General features: G+C 36.1%; 25 protein-coding genes, 3 tRNA genes and 1 riboswitch. Of the genes, 22 read left to right on the plus strand and 6 right to left on the minus strand.

Annotated features, from left to right (window positions below):
• The first annotated feature begins 8 nt into the window (after positions 1–8).
• On the plus strand, positions 9–662 hold the full coding sequence (locus tag ACRYLU_RS01300; protein WP_038598871.1) for a YcjF family protein: 654 nt from the start codon (positions 9–11) through the stop codon (positions 660–662).
• Between the two features lie 45 nt (positions 663–707).
• On the opposite strand, the gene ACRYLU_RS01305 is transcribed toward ACRYLU_RS01300, so the two are convergent.
• The 3 genes from ACRYLU_RS01305 to ACRYLU_RS01315 form a co-directional block, all read right to left on the minus strand.
• The gene (locus tag ACRYLU_RS01305; RefSeq protein WP_017864067.1) at positions 708–1,727 is read right to left on the minus strand and encodes a Gfo/Idh/MocA family oxidoreductase; all 1,020 of its coding nucleotides are present in this window, start codon (positions 1,725–1,727) and stop codon (positions 708–710) included.
• The gene (locus ACRYLU_RS01310) at positions 1,711–1,878 is read right to left on the minus strand and encodes a hypothetical protein (protein ID WP_003131184.1); all 168 of its coding nucleotides are present in this window, start codon (positions 1,876–1,878) and stop codon (positions 1,711–1,713) included. Before ACRYLU_RS01310 ends, ACRYLU_RS01305 begins: the two co-directional genes overlap by 17 nt.
• A gap of 187 nt (positions 1,879–2,065) precedes the next feature.
• Positions 2,066–2,542 carry an S-ribosylhomocysteine lyase gene (locus ACRYLU_RS01315; RefSeq protein ID WP_003131187.1) on the minus strand — a complete coding sequence of 159 codons (477 nt, stop codon included), beginning with the start codon at positions 2,540–2,542 and terminating at the stop codon, positions 2,066–2,068.
• Between the two features lie 213 nt (positions 2,543–2,755).
• Between ACRYLU_RS01315 and ACRYLU_RS01320 the strand changes: the two genes are divergently transcribed.
• The 5 genes from ACRYLU_RS01320 (at position 2,756) to ACRYLU_RS01340 (ending at position 5,756) form a co-directional block, all read left to right on the plus strand.
• A complete protein-coding gene (locus tag ACRYLU_RS01320) occupies positions 2,756–3,220 on the plus strand; it encodes a GyrI-like domain-containing protein (protein ID WP_445081096.1) in 465 nt (154 codons plus the stop codon).
• 64 nt (positions 3,221–3,284) lie between these two features.
• On the plus strand, positions 3,285–4,130 hold the full coding sequence (locus ACRYLU_RS01325; RefSeq protein ID WP_003131189.1) for an aldo/keto reductase: 846 nt from the start codon (positions 3,285–3,287) through the stop codon (positions 4,128–4,130).
• Between the two features lie 165 nt (positions 4,131–4,295).
• Complete coding sequence (locus tag ACRYLU_RS01330) at positions 4,296–4,808, plus strand: cysteine hydrolase family protein (RefSeq protein WP_023189990.1); 513 nt, start codon at positions 4,296–4,298, stop codon at positions 4,806–4,808.
• Between the two features lie 118 nt (positions 4,809–4,926).
• On the plus strand, positions 4,927–5,475 hold the full coding sequence (locus tag ACRYLU_RS01335; RefSeq protein ID WP_033900392.1) for a DUF6036 family nucleotidyltransferase: 549 nt from the start codon (positions 4,927–4,929) through the stop codon (positions 5,473–5,475).
• Complete coding sequence (locus tag ACRYLU_RS01340; protein WP_003131192.1) at positions 5,472–5,756, plus strand: hypothetical protein; 285 nt, start codon at positions 5,472–5,474, stop codon at positions 5,754–5,756. Before ACRYLU_RS01335 ends, ACRYLU_RS01340 begins: the two co-directional genes overlap by 4 nt.
• Before the next feature lie 37 nt (positions 5,757–5,793).
• Here ACRYLU_RS01340 and ACRYLU_RS01345 read toward each other — a convergent pair whose 3' ends face one another.
• A complete protein-coding gene (locus ACRYLU_RS01345) occupies positions 5,794–7,113 on the minus strand; it encodes a LysM peptidoglycan-binding domain-containing protein (protein ID WP_445081097.1) in 1,320 nt (439 codons plus the stop codon).
• Between the two features lie 343 nt (positions 7,114–7,456).
• Here ACRYLU_RS01345 and nrdD point away from each other — a divergent pair, with 343 nt between their 5' ends.
• From nrdD to nrdG, 3 genes are read left to right on the plus strand one after another with little or no spacing between them, the layout of a single operon-like run.
• Complete coding sequence (nrdD, locus tag ACRYLU_RS01350) at positions 7,457–9,700, plus strand: anaerobic ribonucleoside-triphosphate reductase (RefSeq protein ID WP_038598895.1); 2,244 nt, start codon at positions 7,457–7,459, stop codon at positions 9,698–9,700.
• 2 nt (positions 9,701–9,702) lie between these two features.
• Positions 9,703–10,191, plus strand: coding sequence for a hypothetical protein (locus ACRYLU_RS01355; protein ID WP_146978359.1), 489 nt, complete (start codon positions 9,703–9,705; stop codon positions 10,189–10,191).
• A 44-nt stretch (positions 10,192–10,235) separates the two neighbouring features.
• Entirely contained in the window at positions 10,236–10,835 is a 600-nt protein-coding gene (gene nrdG / locus ACRYLU_RS01360; protein WP_003131196.1) for an anaerobic ribonucleoside-triphosphate reductase activating protein, read from the plus strand.
• Between the two features lie 108 nt (positions 10,836–10,943).
• Here nrdG and ACRYLU_RS01365 read toward each other — a convergent pair whose 3' ends face one another.
• Positions 10,944–11,450, minus strand: a complete 507-nt coding sequence (locus ACRYLU_RS01365; RefSeq protein WP_038598900.1) for a DUF2325 domain-containing protein — start codon at positions 11,448–11,450, stop codon at positions 10,944–10,946.
• A gap of 139 nt (positions 11,451–11,589) precedes the next feature.
• Positions 11,590–11,662: riboswitch (Fluoride riboswitch) on the plus strand.
• Positions 11,663–11,740: 78 nt separating this feature from the next.
• Between ACRYLU_RS01365 and eno the strand changes: the two genes are divergently transcribed.
• Entirely contained in the window at positions 11,741–13,009 is a 1,269-nt protein-coding gene (eno, locus tag ACRYLU_RS01370) for a phosphopyruvate hydratase (RefSeq protein WP_445081098.1), read from the plus strand.
• A 66-nt stretch (positions 13,010–13,075) separates the two neighbouring features.
• Here eno and ACRYLU_RS01375 read toward each other — a convergent pair.
• Positions 13,076–13,163, minus strand: a tRNA-Ser gene (locus tag ACRYLU_RS01375).
• 143 nt (positions 13,164–13,306) lie between these two features.
• On the opposite strand from ACRYLU_RS01375, the gene ACRYLU_RS01380 reads away from it, so the two are divergent.
• From ACRYLU_RS01380 to ACRYLU_RS01435, 12 genes are all read left to right on the plus strand, one after another.
• Positions 13,307–14,140, plus strand: coding sequence for an energy-coupling factor ABC transporter ATP-binding protein (locus tag ACRYLU_RS01380; protein WP_004255784.1), 834 nt, complete (start codon positions 13,307–13,309; stop codon positions 14,138–14,140).
• A 43-nt stretch (positions 14,141–14,183) separates the two neighbouring features.
• Positions 14,184–14,672, plus strand: coding sequence for a GNAT family N-acetyltransferase (locus ACRYLU_RS01385; RefSeq protein WP_058204962.1), 489 nt, complete (start codon positions 14,184–14,186; stop codon positions 14,670–14,672).
• Positions 14,669–15,535 carry an energy-coupling factor ABC transporter ATP-binding protein gene (locus tag ACRYLU_RS01390; RefSeq protein WP_058204961.1) on the plus strand — a complete coding sequence of 289 codons (867 nt, stop codon included), beginning with the start codon at positions 14,669–14,671 and terminating at the stop codon, positions 15,533–15,535. The genes ACRYLU_RS01385 and ACRYLU_RS01390 overlap by 4 nt, the downstream gene beginning before the upstream one ends.
• Positions 15,535–16,335, plus strand: coding sequence for an energy-coupling factor transporter transmembrane component T family protein (locus ACRYLU_RS01395; protein ID WP_004255779.1), 801 nt, complete (start codon positions 15,535–15,537; stop codon positions 16,333–16,335). The genes ACRYLU_RS01390 and ACRYLU_RS01395 overlap by 1 nt, the downstream gene beginning before the upstream one ends.
• A 23-nt stretch (positions 16,336–16,358) precedes the next feature.
• Positions 16,359–16,970 (plus strand): hypothetical protein, encoded by a 612-nt coding sequence (locus ACRYLU_RS01400; RefSeq protein ID WP_058204960.1) that lies wholly within the window; start codon positions 16,359–16,361, stop codon positions 16,968–16,970.
• A gap of 210 nt (positions 16,971–17,180) precedes the next feature.
• A complete protein-coding gene (gene dapD / locus ACRYLU_RS01405; protein WP_010905260.1) occupies positions 17,181–17,951 on the plus strand; it encodes a 2,3,4,5-tetrahydropyridine-2,6-dicarboxylate N-acetyltransferase in 771 nt (256 codons plus the stop codon).
• A gap of 137 nt (positions 17,952–18,088) precedes the next feature.
• Positions 18,089–19,243, plus strand: coding sequence for an N-acetyldiaminopimelate deacetylase (locus tag ACRYLU_RS01410; protein ID WP_445081099.1), 1,155 nt, complete (start codon positions 18,089–18,091; stop codon positions 19,241–19,243).
• Positions 19,244–19,363: 120 nt separating this feature from the next.
• Positions 19,364–20,482 carry a polysaccharide deacetylase family protein gene (locus tag ACRYLU_RS01415; protein WP_445081100.1) on the plus strand — a complete coding sequence of 373 codons (1,119 nt, stop codon included), beginning with the start codon at positions 19,364–19,366 and terminating at the stop codon, positions 20,480–20,482.
• A gap of 141 nt (positions 20,483–20,623) precedes the next feature.
• Positions 20,624–20,697, plus strand: a tRNA-Arg gene (locus ACRYLU_RS01420).
• A 267-nt stretch (positions 20,698–20,964) separates the two neighbouring features.
• Positions 20,965–21,038: transfer RNA gene (locus ACRYLU_RS01425), tRNA-Pro, on the plus strand.
• 590 nt (positions 21,039–21,628) lie between these two features.
• Positions 21,629–22,240 carry a 30S ribosomal protein S4 gene (gene rpsD, locus ACRYLU_RS01430; protein ID WP_015425755.1) on the plus strand — a complete coding sequence of 204 codons (612 nt, stop codon included), beginning with the start codon at positions 21,629–21,631 and terminating at the stop codon, positions 22,238–22,240.
• A 126-nt stretch (positions 22,241–22,366) separates the two neighbouring features.
• The gene (locus tag ACRYLU_RS01435) at positions 22,367–24,505 is read left to right on the plus strand and encodes a Tex family protein (protein ID WP_445081101.1); all 2,139 of its coding nucleotides are present in this window, start codon (positions 22,367–22,369) and stop codon (positions 24,503–24,505) included.
• Positions 24,506–24,524: the final 19 nt, after the last annotated feature.

Consider the following 24,524-nt stretch of genomic DNA (forward strand, 5'->3'; position numbering starts at 1 on the left):
GAGCGATAATGTTTAAAAAATCAGATAAGAAAATAAAAGAAAAAAATCAAGAAAGCAATGCAGCTTTTGAGGAGTTTTTTAATCAAGTGCTCAAAAAAATGCCTGCTCGTTCCGCAAAAATAATCAGTTCTTCTTTAACTGTTTCAAAAGCGAAAGCAGAACAGTTTTTAGCTAGCAATTCTCAGAAATTTGACCATCTCTTTGATGAATTTTTGGTTGGAGTTGACAGTCAAACGCGAAGAAAATGTCATGAAACCATTCATTTCGCTACCTTGACGGCGGCAATTGTTGGCTTTTCACCAATTCCCTTTTCAGATGCCGTCTTGCTTGTTCCGATTCAATTGACAATGATGATGCGACTTTATAAGATATTTGGGGCTTCTTGGTCAGAAGCATTGGCAAAAGGAATCACTAAGGAATTAGTTGTTGTTGGTTTAGGTCGAAGCCTTGTAGGGAATGTTTTAAAATTTGTTCCTGCGGTGGGAACAATTGCAGGTGGAGCAATTAATGCCACAGTGGCGACAACAATTACAGAAGCCTTAGGCTGGGTAACTGTCAAAATGCTTAATGATGGCGAAGATATTTTCAATAATGTCCTGACTTTTGAAGGTCAATTCAAAGGTTTGGTCAGTAAATTACAAAAAGCCAATAAGAAAAAATAGGCTGTCAGTAAAAAAAGACTTATCAGTTGATAAGTCTTTTTATTATTATTTAGAAAAACCATTTTCCAAGGTTTTAATGACAGCCAAAATTTGTTCATCTGAAACCAACTTGTCAGCTCCATTAATAATTGATTCATAAGCTGAATCATAAACTCTACCATAATCACCAGCAACCGTCGGAATATGTTTCACAATACGGTCACCATTTTGATTGAAATAGGTAAGCTGCCCAAAATCAGCCGGACTGTCTTGCCCAAAACCTTCATCACCTGGGAACATGCCAACTTTTAAATCATTTTCTTGTTGGTCAACATCCATTTTGATGAAAGTTCCTCTCGTACCATAAACAAGCCATTTTGGGTGTGGTAGAGCAGCGACTTCAGTAGCAGCAACAGTTGCTCGCAAGTTTGGATAAAGAAGATTGACAGAAAAATAATCATCGACACTGTCATAATCTCTTGTTGCTCGAATATCATATTGAACTTCTTTGGGAGCGCCAAAAAGTGAAACCATTTGGTCCACTAAATGGACACCGTGACCATACCAAGCGCCATCAAAATTTCCACCTTGACTGGCATCATTTGGTCTAAAGTGGTCCATATTGACAGTGATATCTACCAAATCACCCAAATAACCTTGCTCAATCACTTTTTTGACAGTTAAAAAGTCGCTGTCAAAGCGTCGATTTTGGAAAGGCATGAAGAAAAGATTTTTTTCTTTGGCAAGAGCTACCAATTCTTTAGCTTGTTCCAAGGTTTCGACTAATGGTTTATCACAGAGTACATTTTTTCCAGCTGAAAGGAGTTCCTTAGCATAGTCATAGTGAGCAAAAGCTGGAGTCACAATGACTACTAAATCAATTGAATCATCGTTAATAATATCGGCGATGTCAGTGGAGAACAAAGTTCCATTTGCTTCTAATTCTGCTTGTTCAGGACGTTTTCCTAAAGTCCGGTTGACAATTCGTTTAATCACAATATTCTCACGTTCTTTCACGTAAGGAATATGATAGCGATTTGTTGATTTACCAAAACCAACATAGGCAATATTAAGCTTTTTTGTCATTCTTTTTATTCTCCATTTTGGCACGGAGGGCTTCAATTTTAGCTTGAGTGGCATTCTTTGTATTAATGCCTTTTCCGCCTACCGTTGAGTTTTTTTCGTGAAATTTTCCGACAGATTTCTGTCCTTTATTATCAAGTTGATATTTTCCCATAAGATAAATTAGGTTTCAGTAAGCAAAGTGCCTACTGAATTCAGTTCCTTTCTAAGTGGATTTGACTGATAAAAGTCAAAAAGTTACTGACAGAGCTGTCAGTAAAAATTTGACCGATTAAATTCCTTACTAAAGGAAATGAAGTTGCACTTGTGATTTAAAAATACTGAGCTTTTTAGAGTAAACTTTAAATTACTTTACGTTCGTAAGGGTCAGTAGAAATTCCTTCAGAAAGAATTTTCTTAGACCATTCTTTAGCACCGAAAAGTGAGTGATTACGGTAATTTCCGCATTCTTTTTCAGCAACACCAGGGACATTATCCCAACCAAATTCGTCACTTGCAAGCTCTTCTAGAGAAGACTTAATTACTTTAGCAATTTCTTCTGAACTATGTTCACCCCACATAATCATGTGGAAACCAGTTTGACATCCAAAAGGCGAAAAGTCAATCATGCCATCAATTCTATCGCGAATTAAACTAGCCATGCTATGCTCAATAGTATGTAAAGCGGCCATTCCAATGGCATTCGCATTAGGTTGAACAAAACGAACGTCAAAATTAGTGATAACATCGCCTTTAGGCCCAGTTTCGCTACCGATTAAGCGGACATAAGGGGCAAGTACTTTTGTGTGGTCTAATTGAAAAGATTCTACTTCAGCCATAAGATATAGGATACAAAACTTAGCTGATAAAAGTCAGCCTTGTTAGTATCTCCTCCTTTATTTTAAATTCTAATTCTATTCTATCATTTTTTGAGCGAAATATTTTTTCATTTTAATTATAAAGTGGTAAAATGACTTTATAACGGTTTCAAAAGAAGCCTTATTGCTTAAAAAAGCAAGAAACATCATTGTCAACAAGAGTGAGGAGGGGAAGTGAACATCAGAGAAGTTGAAAAGTCATCTTTCTCCATCATTGGAAAAGAAGGCTTAGGTAAAGCACAAGAAGCTGACATTTGGATTCCACCACTCTGGCAAGAAGCAACCAACGCTTTTGAGGAAATTATTCATTTGATTAAGCAGCCACTCACAATTTGGGGGGCCATGTCTGATGAATCAGGGCAATTTAAACCATGGAATAATGGTGGACTCTATCTGGCAGGCGTTGAAGTTGAAAATTCAGAGGAAAAGCCTGAAAATTGGACTAAATGGACACTTCCAGGTTTTCGTTATTTCGTTGTTGAAACAACAACTTATGAAATGAACAAGACTTATTCAGACATGTGGAATTATTTAACTCAAAATGATTTAGAAATTGTTGGAGCAGTACAAGAACATCAATCAATTTCAGCAGAAAATCCTGAAGAGTTAGAACTATGGTTTCCAATTGAAAGAATATAAAAGTCCAAATAGTTTCATTGATGGCGAGTTGTTGTATTTTAAAAATTACTAAGGAGAAAAAATCATGACATTAACAGATACTTACACACTAAATAATGGCATTAAAATTCCAAAAGTTGGATTTGGAACTTGGCAATCTGCGAGCGGAGAAGAAGCTTATAATGCGGTAAAAGCAGCACTTGAAGCAGGATATCGTCATATTGATACAGCGGCAGTTTATAAAAATGAAGAATCAGTCGGTCAAGCAATTGCTGATTCAGGAATTCCCCGTGAAGAACTTTTCGTTACAACAAAACTTTGGGGCGTAGGAACAACAGAGGACGCTGCGAAAGCCTTGGATGAATCCTTAAAAAAATTGGGACTTGATTATGTTGATTTGTACCTCATTCATTGGCCAAATCCAAAAGCATTCCGCCCTGATTTTGAAACACGTAATCTTGCAGTTTGGAAAGCCATGGAAGCAGGCGTAAAAGCTGGTAAAATCCGTGCGATTGGTGTTTCAAACTTCCACCCACGTCACCTAAAACCATTGTTGAAATTTGCTGAAATTAAACCAGCAGTTAACCAAATTATGGTCAACCCAAGTGATCAACAAGAAGAAATTGTAAGTTTTAATGTTGACAACAATATCTTGACTGAGGCTTACAGCCCACTTGGAACAGGTAAAATCTTTGAAGTTCCAGAACTTGCAGACTTGGCAAGTAAATATAACAAGAGTATTGCTCAAGTGGTATTGCGTTGGTCTCTTCACAAAGGATATTTACCACTTCCTAAATCAGTAACCCCTGCAAGAATTAAAGAAAATGCAGAAATCTTTGATTTTGATTTAAGTATTGAAGATATTGCTTTTATTGATAGCCTTCATGGAAAAGCTGGTTTGGCTAAAAACCCTGATGAAGTTGATTTCTAAAGAATAATTATGTACATATTTTACTGACAGATTGTTTACATCTCTTAAAAGACAGCAGAGAATTTGGTCAGTAATTTAAAAAGGTCTGTCAGTAAAATTTTGCTGACAGGCTTTTTAGATTTTTGCTATAATTAAAGAAAAATGATCAAATATCAAGGAGAAATGATGAAAAAAGCACTTGTTTTAGTTGATTTTCAAAATGATTTTATTGATGGAAGTTTGGGCACAAAAGAAGCACAAGCCATTATCCCAAATGTTATTGAAAAACTCTCTCAATATTCTAAAGAAAATCGTCTAGCAACCCAAGACACCCATTTTGAAGATTATTTAACGACACAAGAAGGCAAAAATCTGCCAGTTATTCATTGTCAAAATGGTACTTTTGGTTGGGAAATTCGTAAAGAAGCTCAAGTTGGCTTTGCTAAAATTTTTGAAAAAACAACTTTTGGTTCAAGAACATTGGCAGAATTTATTCGAGATGAAAATTATGATGAAGTTGAACTTGTCGGAATTTGTACGGATATTTGTGTTGTTTCCAATGCCTTGCTAATCAAAGCCTATGCGCCAGAAGTAAAAATAAGTGTTGATGCTTCTTGCTGTGCTGGAGTTTCACCTGAAAAACATTTGGCAGCACTTGAAACAATGCGTTCTTGTCAAATAGAAATCACGAATGCCTAATTTTGGTAAAAAGTTACTGACAGGTCTGTCAGTAATTTCAACTTGACAAAATCCTTATGATAATTGATAATGGAGTGAGAAATAAGAAAAATTTTGAAGGTGAGTGCGAGGTATAAATTTGGATTATCATCAATTATTTTCCCGCTTGAACGAAAAACTTTCAGAAGAAAATTTGCAACTTCACTTACACTGTGTTGGTGGTTTCGTCCTTGAATACTATGGAATGAAGGCAACAGAGGATATAGATGCCTTTTATGAAAGTACCGAGAAAGTTGAAAAAATCATTCAAGAAATTGGTGAAGAATTTCATGTCGGAACCTCTAATGAACCTTGGTTGAGTCAAGCAGTCGGCGAAGTCATGTCTCATTCAAAAACAGATGAAACTATTATTTTTGTGGAAAGTCATTTGACTGTTGGTCTGTCATCACTTGAATCTATTCTTATCGATAAAATACAAGCTGGCCGAACCAAAGATGTTCCAGACATCGCAAAAATAATGAAAAAATTAAAAATTGAAAGCCCAGATCCTCTCTTAGAACGATTTAAACATACAGATGGTTCAGCAGACCCAGCGGTCATTTTGGAGGCTTTTAGTTTAGCTTATGGCGAAGATGCCTTAAAAAATTATTTACGAAAAAATCCAAAAATACTGAGGTTATTGCAATGACGTGGATTGAATATCTCCTGAATGCTGCTCAAAAGTCTAAATGGAATTTAGAACTTTGGGTCCGTTATTTAAATAAAGTGATTCAACGGGACAAAATTTTACTTTCAAAAACAGATATTGATTATTTAATGAGTTCTGAAGAATTAACTTCATTTCAACGCGTTTTTCTTGAACTCGCGCTTGAAAAAGAGACAACACCTTGGGAAATGACTGTTGGAATGTCTGAACCGACTCAATCGATTCATCTTCAGTCTGTTTTAAAAGAATTAAAAAAAGAATGAATTAACTTTCATTCTTTTTTATTTTATAAATTACAATTTATTTAATACGAAGATATTGACCAATTAAAATGGTATCACTTGATAAATGATTCCAAGCCTTAATTGAAGCAATTGGGCTACCAGATTTTTGTGAAAGCCCCCAAAGCGTATCTCCTTTAACAACCTTATGGATAGAGGTATTTGAAGCTGCAGAAGAGTTAGAAGTTGAACTTGTAGAGGCTGAGCTTGAACCTGCTGAAGAACTTGAAGAACCAGCAGATTGTGAAACGATCAAGTTTTGTCCAATATAAATTGTATCAGAATTCAAATGATTCCAACTCTTGAGTTGACCAATCGTCGTTTTATATTTGACAGAGAGTCCCCAGAGCGTATCGCCAGATTTAACCTTAATTGTCGTCTGTGAAGCTGGTTTAGCAGGAGTGACCGAAGTAGTGGGCGTTGTGCTTGCGGCAGAATTTCCTGAAGAATTTGAATTATTTGTATTAGACGAAGAAGTTGAAGTTGTCAATACAAGCTTTTGCCCAATATAGATGACTGTACTTTTAAGATTGTTTGCGCTTTGGATTTGAGCAACACTAATTCCATATTTTTGCGAAATCCCCCAAAGTGTATCGCCAGATTTAACCGTATAAGTGGTTGAGCTTGTATTTGAATTATTATTGGTATTTGTAGCTGTTGAACCACCGGAATTAGAAGTACCAGCAGAAGAAGCACCGTCAAAACGAGTCAAATTATATTGAGAAATAATTCGATTCAGGGAAGCACCATAATTAGGATCAGTTGCATATTTTCCTGTTAAAGCTGCGGTTGCAGCTTGATAAGTTGCTGCGTTTGCTCGCCAAGCTTTAGCATAATAAGGACCATTTCCAAAGTTTGTAGTTTTTAAAACATAAGCATTGTCTTGGAAACTTTGGTTAAAGGAAGGATAAACCCTAAATGGCATATCTTTTGTGACCCATTTACCATTGAGATATTCTTGAGTTTTAAAAACAACGCTTTTTCCTTGATAAGTTCCCTGAATACCGAATAAATTATAATAGGGGGCACGAGAAAGTTGGCTTGAACCCCAGTTACTTTCCAAAATAGCTTGGGCAATCATAACTGAAGGATAAAGACCATTACTATCGGCAACTGGTTTTGCTGATGCAGCAATACTTTCAATAAAAGCTTCTGTCGAATTGGTTGCGGCTTGAACCATTGGGCTTGTTTGTTGGAGCAAAAGCTCATGAGTGGTCGTCAAAGTTCCCGCGATGAGAACGGCGCCAGCAAATTTGGTCGCTGGTTTATAAAAAGCCAGTGGTTTTTTGGCTTTCTTTTTTAAATGTCTATTTTTTACTTTAATACGAGAAACTGGCATAAATAATTCCTTTCCTGAAAATACAGAATAAAATAAGTACTACCCTATTTTACCACGGTTAATGGAAGAAAAAGATGACAATTATGTGGCGGTTTGTAAACGTTTTTTATTTAATGTTTTATATTGGCTAAAAAATATGAGAATTTAGAGAAAAAGTCTGATTTAAGACACATTAATTACATTTTGAATACAAAGAGATTATATTTTACTTTGCGAAATTGAGAAAAGGGAATGAAAACAAGCAACACAAGATATTGTGTGTATTTACATAATTTAACCTATATATTGTGTCATTTCCGAGAATTTGATAAAATAGATGATGTAATTGAAGAGGATGGTTAATATGAAAAGTGAAGTAAAATATCAAGATGTAACACTAGAAGAAATTAATGTGATAAAGCGTGACGGACGCTCAGTGAAATTTAACAGTGAGAAAATTTTTGATGCTTTGACTAAAGCGGCTAAAAAAGTCGAACTGACAGATATGTCGGTTCTTTCAGAACTTACTGACAGAGTAGTCAGTGAAATCTTTACTCGTTTTTCTGAAAATGTCAAAATTTATGAAATTCAATCAATTGTTGAGCAAGAACTCCTTGAGTCTGGTGAAACTCAATTGGCTGAAGAATATATCTCTTATCGTGCTAACCGTGATTTGGCCCGTACCAAAGCAACGGATATCAATTTCACGATTGAAAAATTAATTAATCGCGACCAAACTGTCGTTAATGAAAATGCCAATAAAGATTCTAACGTTTTCAATACTCAACGTGATTTGACAGCTGGTGCGGTTTCCAAAGCAATTGGTTTGAAACTTCTTCCGCCACATGTGGCAAATGCTCACCAAAAAGGTGACATTCATTATCATGACCTTGATTATAGTCCATTTACTACAATGGCTAACTGTTGTTTGATTGACTTTAAAAATATGTTTGAAAATGGTTTTAAACTTGGCAATGCGCAAGTAGATTCGCCAAAATCAATTCAAACAGCAACTGCGCAAGCCAGTCAAATCATCGCTAACGTGGCTAGTTCACAATATGGTGGTTGTTCATTTGACCGTGCCGATGAAGTATTGGCGCCTTACGCAAAATTAAATTATAAAAAACATTTAAAAGATGCCCAAAAATGGATTGAGGGTGCTGAAAAACAAGAAGCTTATGCTCGTGAAAAAACAGCCAAAGATATCTATGATGCAATGCAATCTTTAGAATATGAAATTAATACTTTGTTTACTTCAAATGGTCAAACGCCTTTTGTGACGGTTGGTTTTGGTCTTGGAGATGATTGGTATGCGCGTGAAATTCAAAAAGCGATTTTGAAAGTACGGATTGGTGGTTTAGGTTCAGAACACCGTACTGCCATTTTCCCTAAATTAATTTTCACACTCAAACGTGGACTTAACCTTGAAGTAGGGACACCAAACTATGACATCAAAGAACTTGCACTTGAATGTTCAACAAAACGGATGTACCCTGATATTTTGAGCTATGATAAAATTGTTGAATTAACAGGTTCATTTAAAGCTTCAATGGGTTGTCGTTCATTCTTACAAGGCTGGAAAGATGAAAATGGGAATGACGTGACTGCTGGACGTAATAATCTTGGAGTTGTTACAGTTAACCTTCCACGTATTGCTCTTGAAGCCGCTGGAAATAAAGAAAAATTTTGGGAAATCTTCAATGAAAGAATTGAAATTGCTCATGATGCGCTTGCCTTTCGTGTTGAACGTGCTAAAGAAGCACAACCTAAAAATGCACCTATTCTCTTTATGAATGGTGCATTGGGACGTCTTGATGCCGAAGGTTCAGTTGATGAATTGTACAATAAAGAACGTGCAACTGTAAGTTTAGGTTACATTGGACTTTATGAAGTGGCGACTACATTTTATGGCCCAACTTGGGAAAATAATCCTGAAGCTAAAGCTTTTACAATTGAAATTGTGAAACGAATGCATGAAGATTGTGAAGATTGGTCTAAAGCCTCTGGTTATCATTATTCTGTTTACTCAACACCGTCAGAAAGTTTAACTGACCGTTTCTGCCGAATGGATAAAGAAAAATTCGGTTCAGTTGCAGATATTACTGACAAAGATTACTATACTAATTCTTTCCACTATGATGTGCGTAAAAATCCAACTCCATTTGAAAAATTAGAGTTTGAAAAAGACTATCCTGTTTATGCCAATGGTGGATTCATTCATTACTGTGAATATCCTGTTCTTCAACAAAATCCGAAAGCTCTTGAAGCAGTCTGGGACTTTGCCTACGATCGCATTGGATATCTTGGAACAAATGCACCAATTGACCACTGCTATGCTTGTGGCTTTGAAGGAGATTTTGCGGCAACGGAACGTGGATTTAAATGTCCACAATGTGGCAATGATGATCCTAAAACCTGTGACGTTGTCAAAAGAACTTGTGGATATCTTGGAAATCCGCAAGCACGTCCAATGGTTCATGGTCGTCACAAAGAAATTTCATCACGTGTAAAACATATGAATGGTTCTGTCGGAGCTTTGAACGATGGAAATTTGATTGATTCAGTCGAAGTTGACGAAGCAAAATCAAAATATTTTGCGGAGAAATAAGTATGAAAGAGAAAAAAGTTGCCAAAGTATTGGGTGTATCTGAATTAAAGAATCTGTCAATAGATAAATTTGGGAATATATTAAGCCTGATTAATAAAAAGAAAATAGATCCAGAACTTGCTAAGCAGATTATGGAAAACTCTCCTGAAATGTTTTCAGCCATCAAAGAATATGTAAATAAAACTGTGCCAGACCTTTTAAAAAATATTATAGATACAAGTAAAGAAGAGTCAATGCAAAAGGTAGAAATAATTGGGGAAATCCAAAAAACACTTTCACAAAGTATAGCTAAAGAAGATATTGAACAAGATGAGAGAATGTTTCTTTACGACAAGTTGATAGAATTGGCTAAAATGTTGCAAGATATGGATAAAGAAGATAAAAGATTTTTGGAAAAACACTCTGCCGCTATCGTAAGTCTTGCTACTGGTATTGTTGCTGTCGGAGCTACAATTTTGATTAGTGCAGTTGGAGGGCAGGACGAAGATTGAAAAATTTAAAAGTAATCTACTAGCATAAAAGAATTAGAGAAAGTATGAACAATCCAAAACCAGGAGAATGGAGAGCTGATGAACTCTCACAAAATTATATTGCAGATTATAAACCCTTCAATTTCGTTGATGGTGAAGGGGTACGCTGTTCGCTTTATGTGAGCGGTTGTATGTTTCATTGCGAGGGCTGCTATAATCAAGCCACTTGGTCATTTCGTTATGGAACGCCCTATACTAAAGAGCTTGAAGATAAAATTATGGCTGACCTTGCTCAGCCTTATGTCCAAGGTCTGACGCTTCTTGGTGGGGAACCTTTCTTGAATACGACATTTTTGATTCCTTTGCTCAAACGGATTCGTCGTGAGTTACCGGATAAAGATATTTGGTCATGGACAGGTTATACATGGGAAGAGATGCTACTTGAAACAGATGACAAATTAGAAATGCTTGATTTGTTAGATATTTTAGTTGACGGTCGTTTTGAATTATCAAAGAAAAACTTAATGCTCCAATTCCGTGGGTCATCAAATCAGCGGATTATCGATGTACCAAAATCTCGAAAACAAGGACAAGTTGTCATTTGGGAAAAACTCAATGATGGTGAAAAAACTTTTGAACAAATTCATAAAGAAAAATTAATTTAAAAGTTACTGATGGACATTTGAGTATATCCGTAAGCGCTAAAGTGCCAACGGCTATCTTCTGACAGAAATTCTGTCACTAAAAATAAGCACTGACAAATGCGCCAGCGCTTATTTTTTAAATAATTTTGTAAAATCTGGTTCGTCGTCAGTAATTTTGAAATCTTTTAGCGCCGATTTGAGAGGGAGATGCTTCTTTTTTCCTTTTAAATAATTTTGACTTTCTTTGCTTTGGGCACTTTCGGCTAAAGAATTTTGCTTTTGCAGAACTCTATTTTGATTTTTCCTTTTGCTTTTCTTATTTTGGTCGGTGCTTTCAAAAGATTCATCTGGAAAAGTTTGAGAAAGTTGCTTGATAATGGTTTCTAAACCAAAATTACTACTAATCCAAAAAGGTGTATCGGTTGCTTTACAAGCTTCTTTAGCAAATTGAACTGAATGATGAGCCACATTTCGGTTTCTCATAACGACGAAATCAGCTTTGGCAACAAGTTGGTCAATCTCAAATCGATTAGGTTTTTTCTTATCAAAACCAAGAAAAGAAACGCCAACTTTTGCCAAGCCCTCTCTAAAATCATGCCAATATTTAACTTCACATAGAACAAGTAGTGTTTTCATGTCATTCCTTACTGATGCTCTGTCTTTACTGACAGGAGCGAATTATAGTGATTATAACACAATTTTGCTTAATGATAAATGTATTTTTTAAAATATAAGTTTCAAAAATTTGACCTCATAAAAATAAAGTGGTAAATTAATAGTAGATGGGTATGGTGCACACCCGAAACCGTTTCAAGAAATAGCTTGAATCTAATGGCGCCTACAAAGCAAAGCCTTTTTTTGCCTTGTAGTCTGCCATTTTTTCTTTGACTTACAAGGCATTAAAGGCAAAGAAAAGGAGATTTATTATGACAGTCACAATCGAAAACATCCACGCAAGAGAAATTTTTGATTCTAGAGGAAATCCAACCGCTGAGGTAGATGTTAGATTAACAGATGGAACACTAGGACGCGCAGCAGTACCCTCAGGAGCATCAACCGGAGACCGTGAAGCAGTTGAATTAAGAGATGGTGGAGACCGTCTTCAAGGGAAAGGCGTTTCTAAAGCCGTCGCAAATGTCAATGGCGAAATTTATGAAGCCTTGAAAGGACAATCACCATTTAATCAAGCAAAATTAGATCATTTGATGATTGAGCTTGACGGGACAAAAAATAAATCTCGTTTAGGGGCTAATGCAATTTTAGGGGTTTCAATGGCCATATCTCGTGCGGCAGCGAATAGTGAAAAAATTCCACTCTATCGCTATCTTGGTGGAGTTGATTTGGAACTTCCACAACCATTTTTCAATGTCATTAATGGTGGAGTACATGCCGATTCAGGAATTGACGTTCAAGAATTTTTGATTACACCAGTCAAACGGGAAAGTTTTCGCGATGGTTTAGAAAAAATTGCAAATATCTACCATACTCTGAAGAAAATTTTAGCTGACAAAGGGCTAGAAACAGCCGTAGGTGATGAAGGTGGCTTTGCCCCTAAACTTGGTTCTACTGAAAATGCAATTGCTACACTTTATCAAGCAATTGAAAGTGCAGAATATGTTCCTGGTGAAGAAATTGCGATTGCCATTGACCCAGCTTCAAGCGAATTTTATGATGATAAAGAAAAAGTTTATCGTTTTGAAGGGCAAAAATTGACTTCTAAAGAACTATTGACTTACTATGAAAATTTAGTTGAAAAATATCCAGCACTTATTTCTATTGAAGATGGATTTTCTGAACATGACTGGGAGGGCTTTGCAGCTCAAACGAAAGCTCAAGGTCAAAAAATTCAATTAGTAGGTGATGATATTTTTGTGACAAATCCCGAAATTTTCAAAGAAGGAATTAAAAAAGGCGTAGCAAATGCTATTTTGATTAAACTTAATCAAATCGGAACAGTAACTGAAGCGATTGAAGCCATTAGTTTAGCGAGAAAAGCAGGCTATAAGACAATGATTTCTCACCGTTCAGGTGAAACGGTTGATAGCTACATTGCCGATTTTGCCGTAGCCATGCATGCCGGCCAAATAAAAACAGGTTCAATGGCTCGAAGTGAACGGGTTGAAAAATATAATCAATTCTTGCGAATTGAAGAAGAATTAGGAAAAGATGTAGCTCTTGCTAAATTTCCAGGATAGATAAAAATAAAAAACATTAATTATAAAAATTAATGTTTTTTATTTTTAAGAATATGAATTTTATAAAGGAGAAGAGGGGATTCGAACCCCCGATACGCTTGTGACGTATACACACTTTCCAGGCGTGCTCCTTCGGCCACTCGGACACTTCTCCGATTACCTTAATATTATAACAAAATCCCTTCTCGTTTAGCAATGACTTTTGAATGTTTTGTTTTGGCGATAAAGAATGTCATTTTTAGTAGAAATATAAAACTAAATGCTTAAAAGTGTCTAAAATTTGGTATAATAAGGGCTATGAATAAAATTCTCGAAGTAGAAAATTTAGTTTTTAAATATGAAAAAGAAAGCGATGTAAATCAGCTTAATGGGGTTTCCTTTTCGATTACAAAAGGAGAATGGGTTTCGATTATTGGCCAAAATGGTTCTGGTAAATCGACAACTGCTCGACTGATTGACGGTCTTTTTGAAGAATTTGAAGGAAAAGTCAAAATTGATGGAGAACTTTTGACTGCTGAAAATGTCTGGAATCTTCGTCGAAAGATTGGGATGGTTTTTCAAAATCCGGATAACCAATTTGTTGGGGCAACAGTTGAAGATGATGTCGCTTTTGGTATGGAAAATCAAGGAATTCCACGGGAAGAGATGATTAAACGGGTTGACGAAGCTTTGCTTGCTGTCAATATGCTTGATTTCAAAACCCGCGAACCCGCGAGACTTTCTGGTGGACAAAAGCAAAGGGTAGCTGTGGCCGGAATTATTGCTTTGCGACCTGAAATCATTATTCTTGATGAATCAACCTCAATGCTTGACCCGACCGGGCGTCAAGAAATTATGCGCGTGATTCATGAAATTAAAGAGAAATATCAACTGACCGTTTTATCTATTACTCATGACCTTGATGAAGCAGCAAGCTCTGACCGAATTTTAGTGATGAAAGCAGGAGAAATAATTAAGGAAGCGGCACCGTCTGAACTCTTTGCAACGAGTGAGGATATGGTTGAAATTGGACTAGATGTTCCCTTCTCTTCAAATTTAATGAAAGACCTGCGAAAAAATGGCTTTGATTTACCAGAAAAGTATCTGTCAGAAGACGAATTGGTAGAGCTTTTAGCTGATAAGTTGCGCTAAATTTACTGACAGAATTTCTGTCAGTAACAAAGGAGATTTGGTCATGAAAATTGAACTTGTAAAAGTGGAAAAAAGTCAATCAAACCATGTTTTGAAACTCTATCAGTTCATTTTTAGTCCCTATTTGAAAAAGTATCATGATGATGAGATTAACCCAGCAAACACTCCCATAACAAAAATTGACAGATGGTTTGATAAAGAATTTATGAGCTTATTTTTTATTAAATTTGACGAAAAAATTGTAGGTATTGTTCGTCTAGCTCATGTGACTTGGGATTTTGAAGGTCAAGATAAAATTCATATCGGAGACTTTGGCATTTTACCAGATTATCAAAATCTAGGTTTGGGTCAAATGACCATAAAAAAACTTGAACAGATGTACCATCCTAAAGATGGGTGGGAACTATCAACTATTTTGCAAGAAGCAGGCAACATCCATTTTTATGAAAAACTTGGTTATCAAGTTACTGGGAGTTTGACACATATTAATGAAAAAATGGATATTATTGGATTTGAGAAAAAAGAAAAATGATTAAATTTGAAAAAGTAAATTATACTTATCAGCCCAACAGTCCCTTTGCCAGTCGTGCCCTTTTTGACATTGATTTAGAAGTCAAAAAAGGAAGTTACACGGCTTTGATTGGGCATACTGGTTCTGGTAAATCGACACTTTTGCAACATCTGAATGGATTGTTGCAACCTACACAAGGGACGGTTAGAGTAGGTGATATTGTTGTCACTTCAACAAGTAAACAAAAAGAGATTAAACCTGTCCGCAAAAAAGTGGGTGTAGTCTTTCAATTTCCTGAAAGCCAACTTTTTGAAGAAACGGTTTTAAAAGATGTCGCTTTTGGACCACAAAACTTTGGAATTTCAAAAGAAGAAGCTGAGAAAATTGCTGCTGAAAAACTGGAAATGGTTGGCCTTTCAAAAGAATTTTGGGAAAAATCTCCTTTTGAACTTTCAGGAGGACAAATGCGTCGTGTGGCCATTGCTGGGATTCTCGCGATGGAACCAGAAGTTTTGGTACTTGATGAACCAACAGCAGGCCTAGACCCAAAAGCTAGAATTGAGATGATGCAACTTTTTGAGAGTATTCATCAAACGGGTCAAACCGTTGTTTTAGTCACTCATTTAATGGATGACGTGGCTGATTATGCTGACTATGTTTATCTTATTGAAAAAGGACATATTATCAGCTGCGGTACTCCGTCAGATGTTTTTCAAGAAGTTGATTTTTTGAAAGCACATGAATTGGGAGTGCCAAAAGCGACTCATTTTGCTGACCAACTTCAAAAAACAGGGGCCTATACTTTTGAAAAATTGCCAATCACACGAGCTGAACTTGTTAATTTACTAACAAGTCTGTCAGTAAAATCAGGAGGTGAAAACTGATGCAAAATATGCTGATGGGACGTTATATTCCAGGTGATAGTATCATTCACCGCATGGATCCGCGTTCAAAATTGTTGGTGATGATTGCTTTTGTTGTCATTATCTTTTTGGCTCACGATTGGTTAGGTTATCTTCTTTTAGTGCTTTACACTTTAGCCGGTGTTTTATTATCCAAGATTTCAGTTTCCTATTTTTTAAAAGGCCTACGGCCAATGATTGGTTTAATTCTATTCACAGTTATTTTCCAAATGCTTTTTACTAATGGTCAACATGTCATTTTTAGTCTATGGTTTATCAAAATTTCAACTGAATCTTTGATTAATGCCGTCTATATTTTCTTTCGTTTTGTCTTGATTATTTTTATGTCAACAATTTTGACGCTGACCACGCCACCATTGACCTTGGCTGATGGAATCGAAAAAGGCTTAGGACCTTTGAAAAAAATCAAAGTCCCTGTTCACGAATTAGGTTTGATGTTATCTATTTCTTTACGCTTTATTCCAACATTAATGGATGACACAACAATGATTATGAATGCTCAAAAAGCCAGAGGAATGGATTTTGGCGAAGGAAATTTACTTAAAAAAATCAAATCAGTCATTCCAATTTTAATTCCATTATTTGTCAGTTCTTTCCGCCGTGCGGATGACTTAGCAGTCGCAATGGAAAGCAGAGGCTATCAAGGGGGAGATGGACGTACAAAATACCGTCAACTCAAATGGAAAATGCGAGATAGCTTGCTCGTTGTATCTATTATCATAATGACAATTTTACTTATTTTATGGTCAAAAGTTTCCTAAATAAAAGCTCAAGAGGAGAAAAAATGATTACTTTAAACGTAAATAGCTTGGAAAATGCAGAAATTTTTTGGAAAGCATTAGGGTTGGAAGATGAAGTAGCACTTAATGAAACCTATGATCCAAATCCTGAAACTTTAGCAATTTCAGTAGAAACAATTGATGAAATTCGTGATAAAATCATTGAACTTGGACTTCCTGTAAGTCCAATTACGCCAGCTGTTGATGGAAGATTCATGTTTTCTTTTATTGCTCCCGAGGACAATACCTTTATTGTTATTGGTGAATGGGTCGAAAGACCTTACACTGGAGAAATGCGCACTGAATTTTTTGAAAATGTAAAAGGACTAATTCCACTTGCGCCAGAACGTCTGTCAGAGCTGACAGAAGGCCAATTTGTACTTTTTGGACGTGTCACTTGTCCTTGGACCAGAAGATTTGTTAAGGCTCTTCCCGACTATGCTGACCAGACGATTTATTACGTTGACACAGAAAATACAGACCTCAATCCAGAATTACAAGCGATTCGCAAAGCTCACGAAGTTGATACCGTTCCAACATTTATGAAAAGATCTGCTGACGGAACTTTTGTCAAATTTTCTAAAAACAAAGAAGCACTTTCTGACTTTATAAAATAAATGCTGACAGTTCTGTCAGTAAAAAAACAGTTTCGGCTGTTTTTTATTTAAGCAGAATTGAAAATTTTCCAAATATTCGATAATTTGCTATAATATAGAACAATAATATTGTAGGTAAAATGATTCTGTCAGTAAATTTTTTACTGACAAAATCATAAAAAGGCCTATAAAGTGTCATCAATAAATGAATGACCCTAGAATGGAGTAAAAATGGAAGCACAAAAACTATCAGCACAAGAAATAATTCAATTTATCGGGAACGCTGAGAAAAAAACACGTGTCAAGGTAACCTTATCAGGAATGCCTAGTTTTAAAGCAGCTGGTTTTCTTGCTGAAAATGGGCGTCCAAATTTTAAGGCACTAGCCAATAAAGGAATCCAAGTTCTGGGAGATTTTCACACACATTACAGCTTAAAAATTATCATTGGAGATTGGCAAGCAGTACGTCCATTGCTTTCTGGATTGACTGAGAATAAAGATTACACCCTAGAACTTGAAGGTCGAAATTCAGCTGTTCCTCTCCTTGATACCAGAGAAATCAATGCTCGAATTGAGCCAGGAGCAATTATTCGTGACCAAGTAACTATTGGCGATAGTGCGGTCATTATGATGGGGGCTATCATCAATATCGGAGCTGAAATTGGTGAAGGCACAATGATTGATATGGGGGCAATTTTGGGTGGTCGTGCGACGGTTGGTAAGAACTCTCATATTGGTGCTGGAGCTGTTTTGGCTGGTGTTATTGAGCCTGCAAGTGCTGAACCTGTTCGTGTTGGGGATAATGTCCTTGTGGGAGCTAATGCGGTTGTAATCGAAGGAGTACAAGTCGGTTCAGGTTCTGTTGTTGCAGCAGGGGCAATTGTTACCCAAGATGTTCCAGAAAACGTTGTTGTTGCTGGTGTTCCAGCTCGAATTATCAAAGAAATAGATGAAAAAACACAACAAAAAACGGCTTTAGAAGATGCCCTTAGAAATTTGTAAAATTAAAGAAATAGCTTATTTCTGAACTTTTGTTAATCTTAGCAAAAGTTTTTTTGCTAAAAAGAGCAATATACAGCCAAAAAAGAGTAAAATAAATAAAAAACTTTTGAAATTTAGCTTAGTAACGAGGAAAAAATATGATAAATTTAATCGAAATCAGACGGCAGCTTCACCAAATTCCTGAAATTGGTCTTGAAGAATACGAAACTCAAAAGTATTTACTAGCCATTATTCAAGAACTGACTCAAAATAAATCATTTATTCAAGTGAGAACATGGCAAACCGGTATTCTAGTTTATCTAGCAGGAAGTCAGGGTCAAAAAACAATTGGTTGGCGGACAGATATTGACGGTCTGCCTATTAAAGAATTAACTGATTTACCTTATGCTAGTAAAAATGGCCGAATGCACGCTTGTGGACACGATATTCACATGACCGTTGCTCTTGGTTTATTGGAAAAAATGAGTGAAAGTCAACCAAGAGATAATCTCCTCTTTCTCTTTCAACCTGCTGAAGAAAATGAAGCGGGCGGAAAATTAATGTATGATGCTGGAGCATTTGAAAATTGGCTTCCTGATGAATTTTATGGATTACATGTCAGACCAGATTTAAAAGTAGGAGATATCGCTACGAATCAGCATACGCTTTTTGCAGGGACTTGTGAAGTTGAATTATCCTTTATTGGAACAGGAGGACATGCTGCTTTTCCTCACACAGCAAATGATGCTTTGGTAGCAGCCGCTTATTTTATCACTCAGGTTCAGACGATTGTAAGCCGTAATGTGGATCCGTTAGCTTCAGCAGTGGTTACATTTGGAAAAATGGAGGCTGGGACAACGAATAATATTATCGCTGAACGTGCTTTTTTACATGGAACTATCCGGAGTCTGACCCAAGAAGTCAATGAATTGACCCAAAAACGTTTAAGAGAACTTGCAAATGGAATCGCGCAATCTTTTAACATGGAAATTGAGCTTAAACTTAAACAAGGCGGCTATCTTCCAGTTGAAAATCATCCTGAACTTGCTAAAGAACTGATGGATTTTTTCAAAAAAGAAACTAAGGCTAATCTTATTGACATCGCTCCAGCCATGACTGGTGAAGATTTTGGTTACCTTTTGAGCAAAATTCCTGGAGTCATGTTCTGGTTAGGAATTGATAGTGATGCTCCCCTTCATTCACAAAAAATGAATCCAGACGAGCATGTTCTCAATTTTGCTGTTGATACAATTAGCCAATTTTTACAATTTAAAGTGAATCGGTTATCAGAAGATGAAAAAACAATAAATTAATGGCTTTAATCTTAAGAATGGATATGTTAAGATAGGAGGATAGAGTTTTTAAATCATTCAGTAGTTAAATTGTTACAATTGAATTTTTTTGAAATGATAAAAGTTATTTAGGGAAGAATAATGAAACAAAGAAGATTAAAATCAAAAGGAGCAAAAAAAGCTTTTTGGAAGCTTACCTTGCTTATAGGTGCGTTATTAATAGTGGTAGCGGGAGTAGGAACCTATTATTATGATCAAGGAGTTCAAAAGCAAAAAATTGCTTATGAAAAACAAGTAGATGAGGCAAGAAATGCAAAAGACAAGGCCTATGATTCAAGAAAAGCAAACGATATTGAACAGGCTCATAAGTTAATTGATAAGCTTCATGTTAAAGATAAAACTTCTTTAGATAAATCCATGAGCCAATTGACAAACTATTTGTCAGAGATTGACAAAGTGAACCAGATTGTTGCAAAAGCCCATGAAAATATAAGTGAAGAAGGAATAAAAAGCTCTGAAGAGGCTTTAGAATTATTAAAGGCTCCATATGAGAAATCGGACAAAGAAGCATTGGCAAAACAAGTAAATGCTGACAAACAAATACTTATTGAACGTCAAAAAGAAGCGGAGCGTATTGCGAACGTTCAAAATCAATATGCAAATAAAAAATTGATTGCTTTGACCTTTGATGATGGACCAAACCCTAATACGACCCCTCAATTATTAAAAATTTTATCAGATGCACAAGTTCCAGCAACCTTTTTTGCTTTAGGAAAACAAGCCCAAGCCTGCACCCAAATTATTAAAGAAGAAGCTGATAGAGGAAATGAAGTCGCTTCGCATACATGGGACCATAAAGACTTGGTGACACTCTCACCAGACCAACAAAAGCAAGAAATTGAGAGTGCAAATCAGTTAATTAATAAAATTACAGGTAAAAACGTAACACTCTTCCGTCCACCTTATGGAAGTTATAATAAATCTGTTTTAAGTCAAACAAATTTAAGTGCAGTTAATTGGACTGTTGACACTAATGACTGGCGTTATCGTACAAGTGCTCCAGTTGTTCAAAATGTTTCGACTTACGCTCATGATGGAGCAATCATTTTGATGCATGATATTCACCAATGGTCAGTAGATGCGGTGCCACAGATTATTCAAAATTTGAAAGCGCAAGGTTATACCTTTGTAACGGTCAGCACTTTGCTAACAGTACAAGATGGGGGAGCTAAGGCTCAACAAGTTTATTTTGGTAGATAATAAAATAAGAAGAGGAGAAGTGATTCTACTCTTTTTATTCGTCTTTAACGAAGGTTTATTCTAAAAAATACAAATCCAATGAGTTTATTCTTGACAACTTATGGGAAACTTGATATACTAATATAGTCGTTTGAGAGAAACGCAGGCGTGGCTCAACTGGATAGAGTACCTGACTACGAATCAGGCGGTTGTAGGTTCGAATCCTACCGCTTGCATAAACAGAATATGGCGAAAGTCATTTTTTTGTTTGATACTGATATTTTAGATGAAATGAAAGAAGTATCGGTAAGAATTTAAAAATTCTAAAATAATATTTGGAACTTCGCAATAAGCACTTCATGTCCGGGAAGTAGCTCAACTTGGTAGAGCTCAAAGCATGCTTTGAGGTTGTGGATAGGAATTTGCGAAGCAAATTTACCTTACAAGTACTCTTATAAGTGGAGATACTGAACAAAGAAGTTTCAAAAATTTAATATTAGCTACGGGAAGTAGCTCAGCTTGGTAGAGTACTTGGTTTGGGACCAAGGTGTCGCAGGTTCGAATCCTGTCTTCCCGATTACCGACTAACCCTAACTCATCTTTCGTGGATGAGTTTTTTTGATGTCAAAATTAAATAATCTTCCATAATTCTTGAAAGTGTTATCAAGATATGATAAAATTCAAGTGATAATGTGAGTTTAGAAAATTACTAAAAGCGAGCATTAAATGAAAGGAGCCATCATGGCATATAAATCACATAAATTTGGTAAACGTAACGGTAAAAAACATTTCAACGCAGTAGGCGTAAGAACTGCACCAAAACCAGAAGCTAAAAAAGAAGAAAAATAATTTTTGTTTAGGAATTTTAGATTAATTAAAATTGAATCCTAATCTCTTGATTTTCTAACTCATCTCTTGCAGATGAGTTTTTTTATTTAAATCACTTGTTCTAATGTGAAAAATATTGACAAAATAAGGATTTTTGGTATAATAGAAAAGTTGAATATAGCAGTCAGCTAGAAAGCTCGTCAACATTTTGCTGTTATGTCAGGGAGCGTAAGCTATTATACTTCTTGTGTCAAGTAACTGAAGCTATAAGCGAAGGTAAAATGAACGAATTCGAGGCTGTCAATATTCTTCAAATAAAATATTTGGAGGACATAAATTATGTCACGTTACACTGGTCCATCATGGAAACAATCACGCCGTTACGGTATCTCACTTTCTGGTTCTGGTAAAGAAATCGCTCGTCGTAACTACGTACCTGGACAACACGGTCCAAACAACCGTTCAAAACTTTCTGAATACGGTCTTCAATTGGCTGAAAAACAAAAACTTCGTTTTTCATACGGTCTTTCTGAACGTCAATTCCGTAACTTGTACATTGCTGCAACTAAAGTTAAAGAAGGAACTGTTGGTTTCAACTTCATGACTTTGCTTGAACAACGTCTTGATAACGTTGTTTTCCGTCTTGGTCTTGCGACTACTCGTCGTCAAGCACGTCAATTCGTAAACCACGGACATATCCTTGTTGACGGAAATCGCGTTGATATCCCATCATTCCGCGTACAACCTGGTCAAGTGATCTCAGTTCGCGAAAAATCTATGAAAGTTCCTGCAATCCTTGAAGCTGTTGAAGCTACTAAAGGTCGCGCTAACTTCGTATCATTTGATGCTGATAAACTTGAAGGAACTCTTGTTCGTCTTCCTGAACGTGATGAAATCAACCCAGAAATCAATGAAGCATTGATCGTTGAATTCTATAACAAAATGATGTAATTTCTTATTTACATTTTGAAATCGCTCCTGTTTGGGAGCGATTTTTTTGTGACTTTTTTGGTAAAATGGAGGTAGGACATTGTCCTTTAAAATTGATGACAAAAACTAGTTAAGGATTATTTCTAAGTGAAAAATGTTAAAAAAATTGCTGAATTATTGAATATCAAAAATTCACAAGTTGAAAAAGTATTAGAATTGACGGCAGAGGGGAACACAGTTCCGTTTATTGCGCGTTATCGTAAAGAAGCAACAGGTTCACTTGACGAAGTTGAAATCAAAAAAATTATTGATGAAGATAATTTACTGACAAAATTATCAGAACGTAAAACGGCTGTTTTGTCAAAAATTGAAGAGCTTGGTAAGTTGACTGATTCGCTTAAAAAACAAATTTTAGCTGCTGAAAAACTGACAGAAGTTGAAGATTTATATTTGCCTTACAAAGAAAAACGTCGAACAAAAGCGACGATTGCAAAGGAAAATGGTTTATTTCCTTTGGCTCAATTGATTGTAAAAAATTCAGCGAATCTTGATGAAGAAGCTGAAAAATTTGTCAATGAGAATTTTACAAGCCCTCAAAAAGCTTTGGAAGGTGCCGTGGATATCTTGGCAGAAGCGATTTCTGAAGATGCACGTTTGCGTTCATGGCTGACCGGTGAAATCAAAAACAATAGTTTACTGACAAGTAGTTTGAAAAAAGATGCTCTTGATGAAAAGCAAGTTTTTCAAATGTATTATGAATTCTCAGAAAAAGTTTCAGAATTACCAAATTATCGTGTATTGGCTTTAAACCGTGGTGAAAAATTGGGGATTCTGTCAGTAAAATTTGAAAATAACGAAGACAAAATTTTACGTTATTTTGCCGCCCGTTTTGCCGCTCAAAATAATCCAATGATGCAAGTGGCGATTAAAGATGCTGTCAAGAAAAAATTGATTCCAGCTATGGAACGTAGTATTCGGACTGAACTGACAGAAAAAGCTGAAGCGTCTGCCATCGAAGTTTTTGGCGAAAATTTGAAAAATTTATTATTGGTGGCTCCACTTAAAGGCCGCGTAGTCATGGGATTTGACCCTGCTTACCGTACTGGAGCGAAACTTGCTATTGTTGATGAAACAGGTAAATTATTGATGACAACGGTCATTTATCCTGTGAAGCCAGCAAATGCAGGTCAAATTGCTCAAGCGAAAAAAGATTTAGCAAAATTCATTCGAGAATATGGTGTGAATATGATTGCGATTGGGAATGGAACTGCCAGTCGCGAATCTGAAAGTTTTGTTGCAGAAGTGCTCAAAGAAAATAATTTTTCTGATGTTTATTATGTGATTGTCAGTGAATCTGGAGCCTCTGTTTATTCAGCGAGTGAGTTGGCACGTGAAGAATTTCCAGAATTGACTGTTGAAAAACGTTCAGCAATTTCGATTGCACGCCGTTTGCAAGATCCATTGGCTGAACTTGTAAAAATTGAACCAAAAGCCATTGGTGTTGGTCAATATCAACATGATGTTTCTGAGAAAAAATTAACAGAAAATCTTGATTTTGTCGTGGAAACAGTAGTTAACCAAGTTGGTGTTAATGTCAATACAGCCAGTCCTAGTTTGCTTTCACACGTAGCTGGCCTTAATAAAAGTTTGGCACAGAATGTAGTAAAATATCGTGAAGAAAATGGCGCACTCAAAACAAGAGCGGAACTAAAAAAAGTCCCACGTTTGGGAGCTAAAGCATTTGAACAAGCGGCAGGTTTCTTAAGAATTCCAGAAGGTAAAAATTTCCTTGACAATACTGGTGTTCACCCAGAATCTTATGAAGTGACGGAACAACTTTTGGCGGAAATTTCCGCTGACAAACCTGTCAGTAACGAAGAATTGCTGTCCAAACTTTCGTCAGTAAATATTCCTGAAATGGCTGAAAAACTTGGTCTCGGTCAGGAAACATTGACTGATATTATCAATGATTTACAAAAACCAGGCCGTGATTTGCGTGATAGTTTTGATGCCCCAATTTTAAGACAAGATGTCTTGTCAGCTGGAGATTTACAAATTGGTCAGCAACTTGAAGGTGTGGTCCGTAATGTTGTCGATTTCGGTGCCTTTATTGATATCGGAATTAAAAATGATGGCTTGGCACACGTTTCTGATTTGAGTAAATCCTTTGTCAAAAATCCAAGTGATGTTGTCGCTGTAGGGCAAATTGTAACGGTTTGGGTTAAATCTCTCGATTTACAAAGAGGGAAAATTAATTTAACCTTAGTGAACCCACGAGAAAAATAATCTGTCAGTAAATATTTTT

The sequence above is a fragment of the Lactococcus sp. KTH0-1S genome (genome assembly GCF_052544945.1).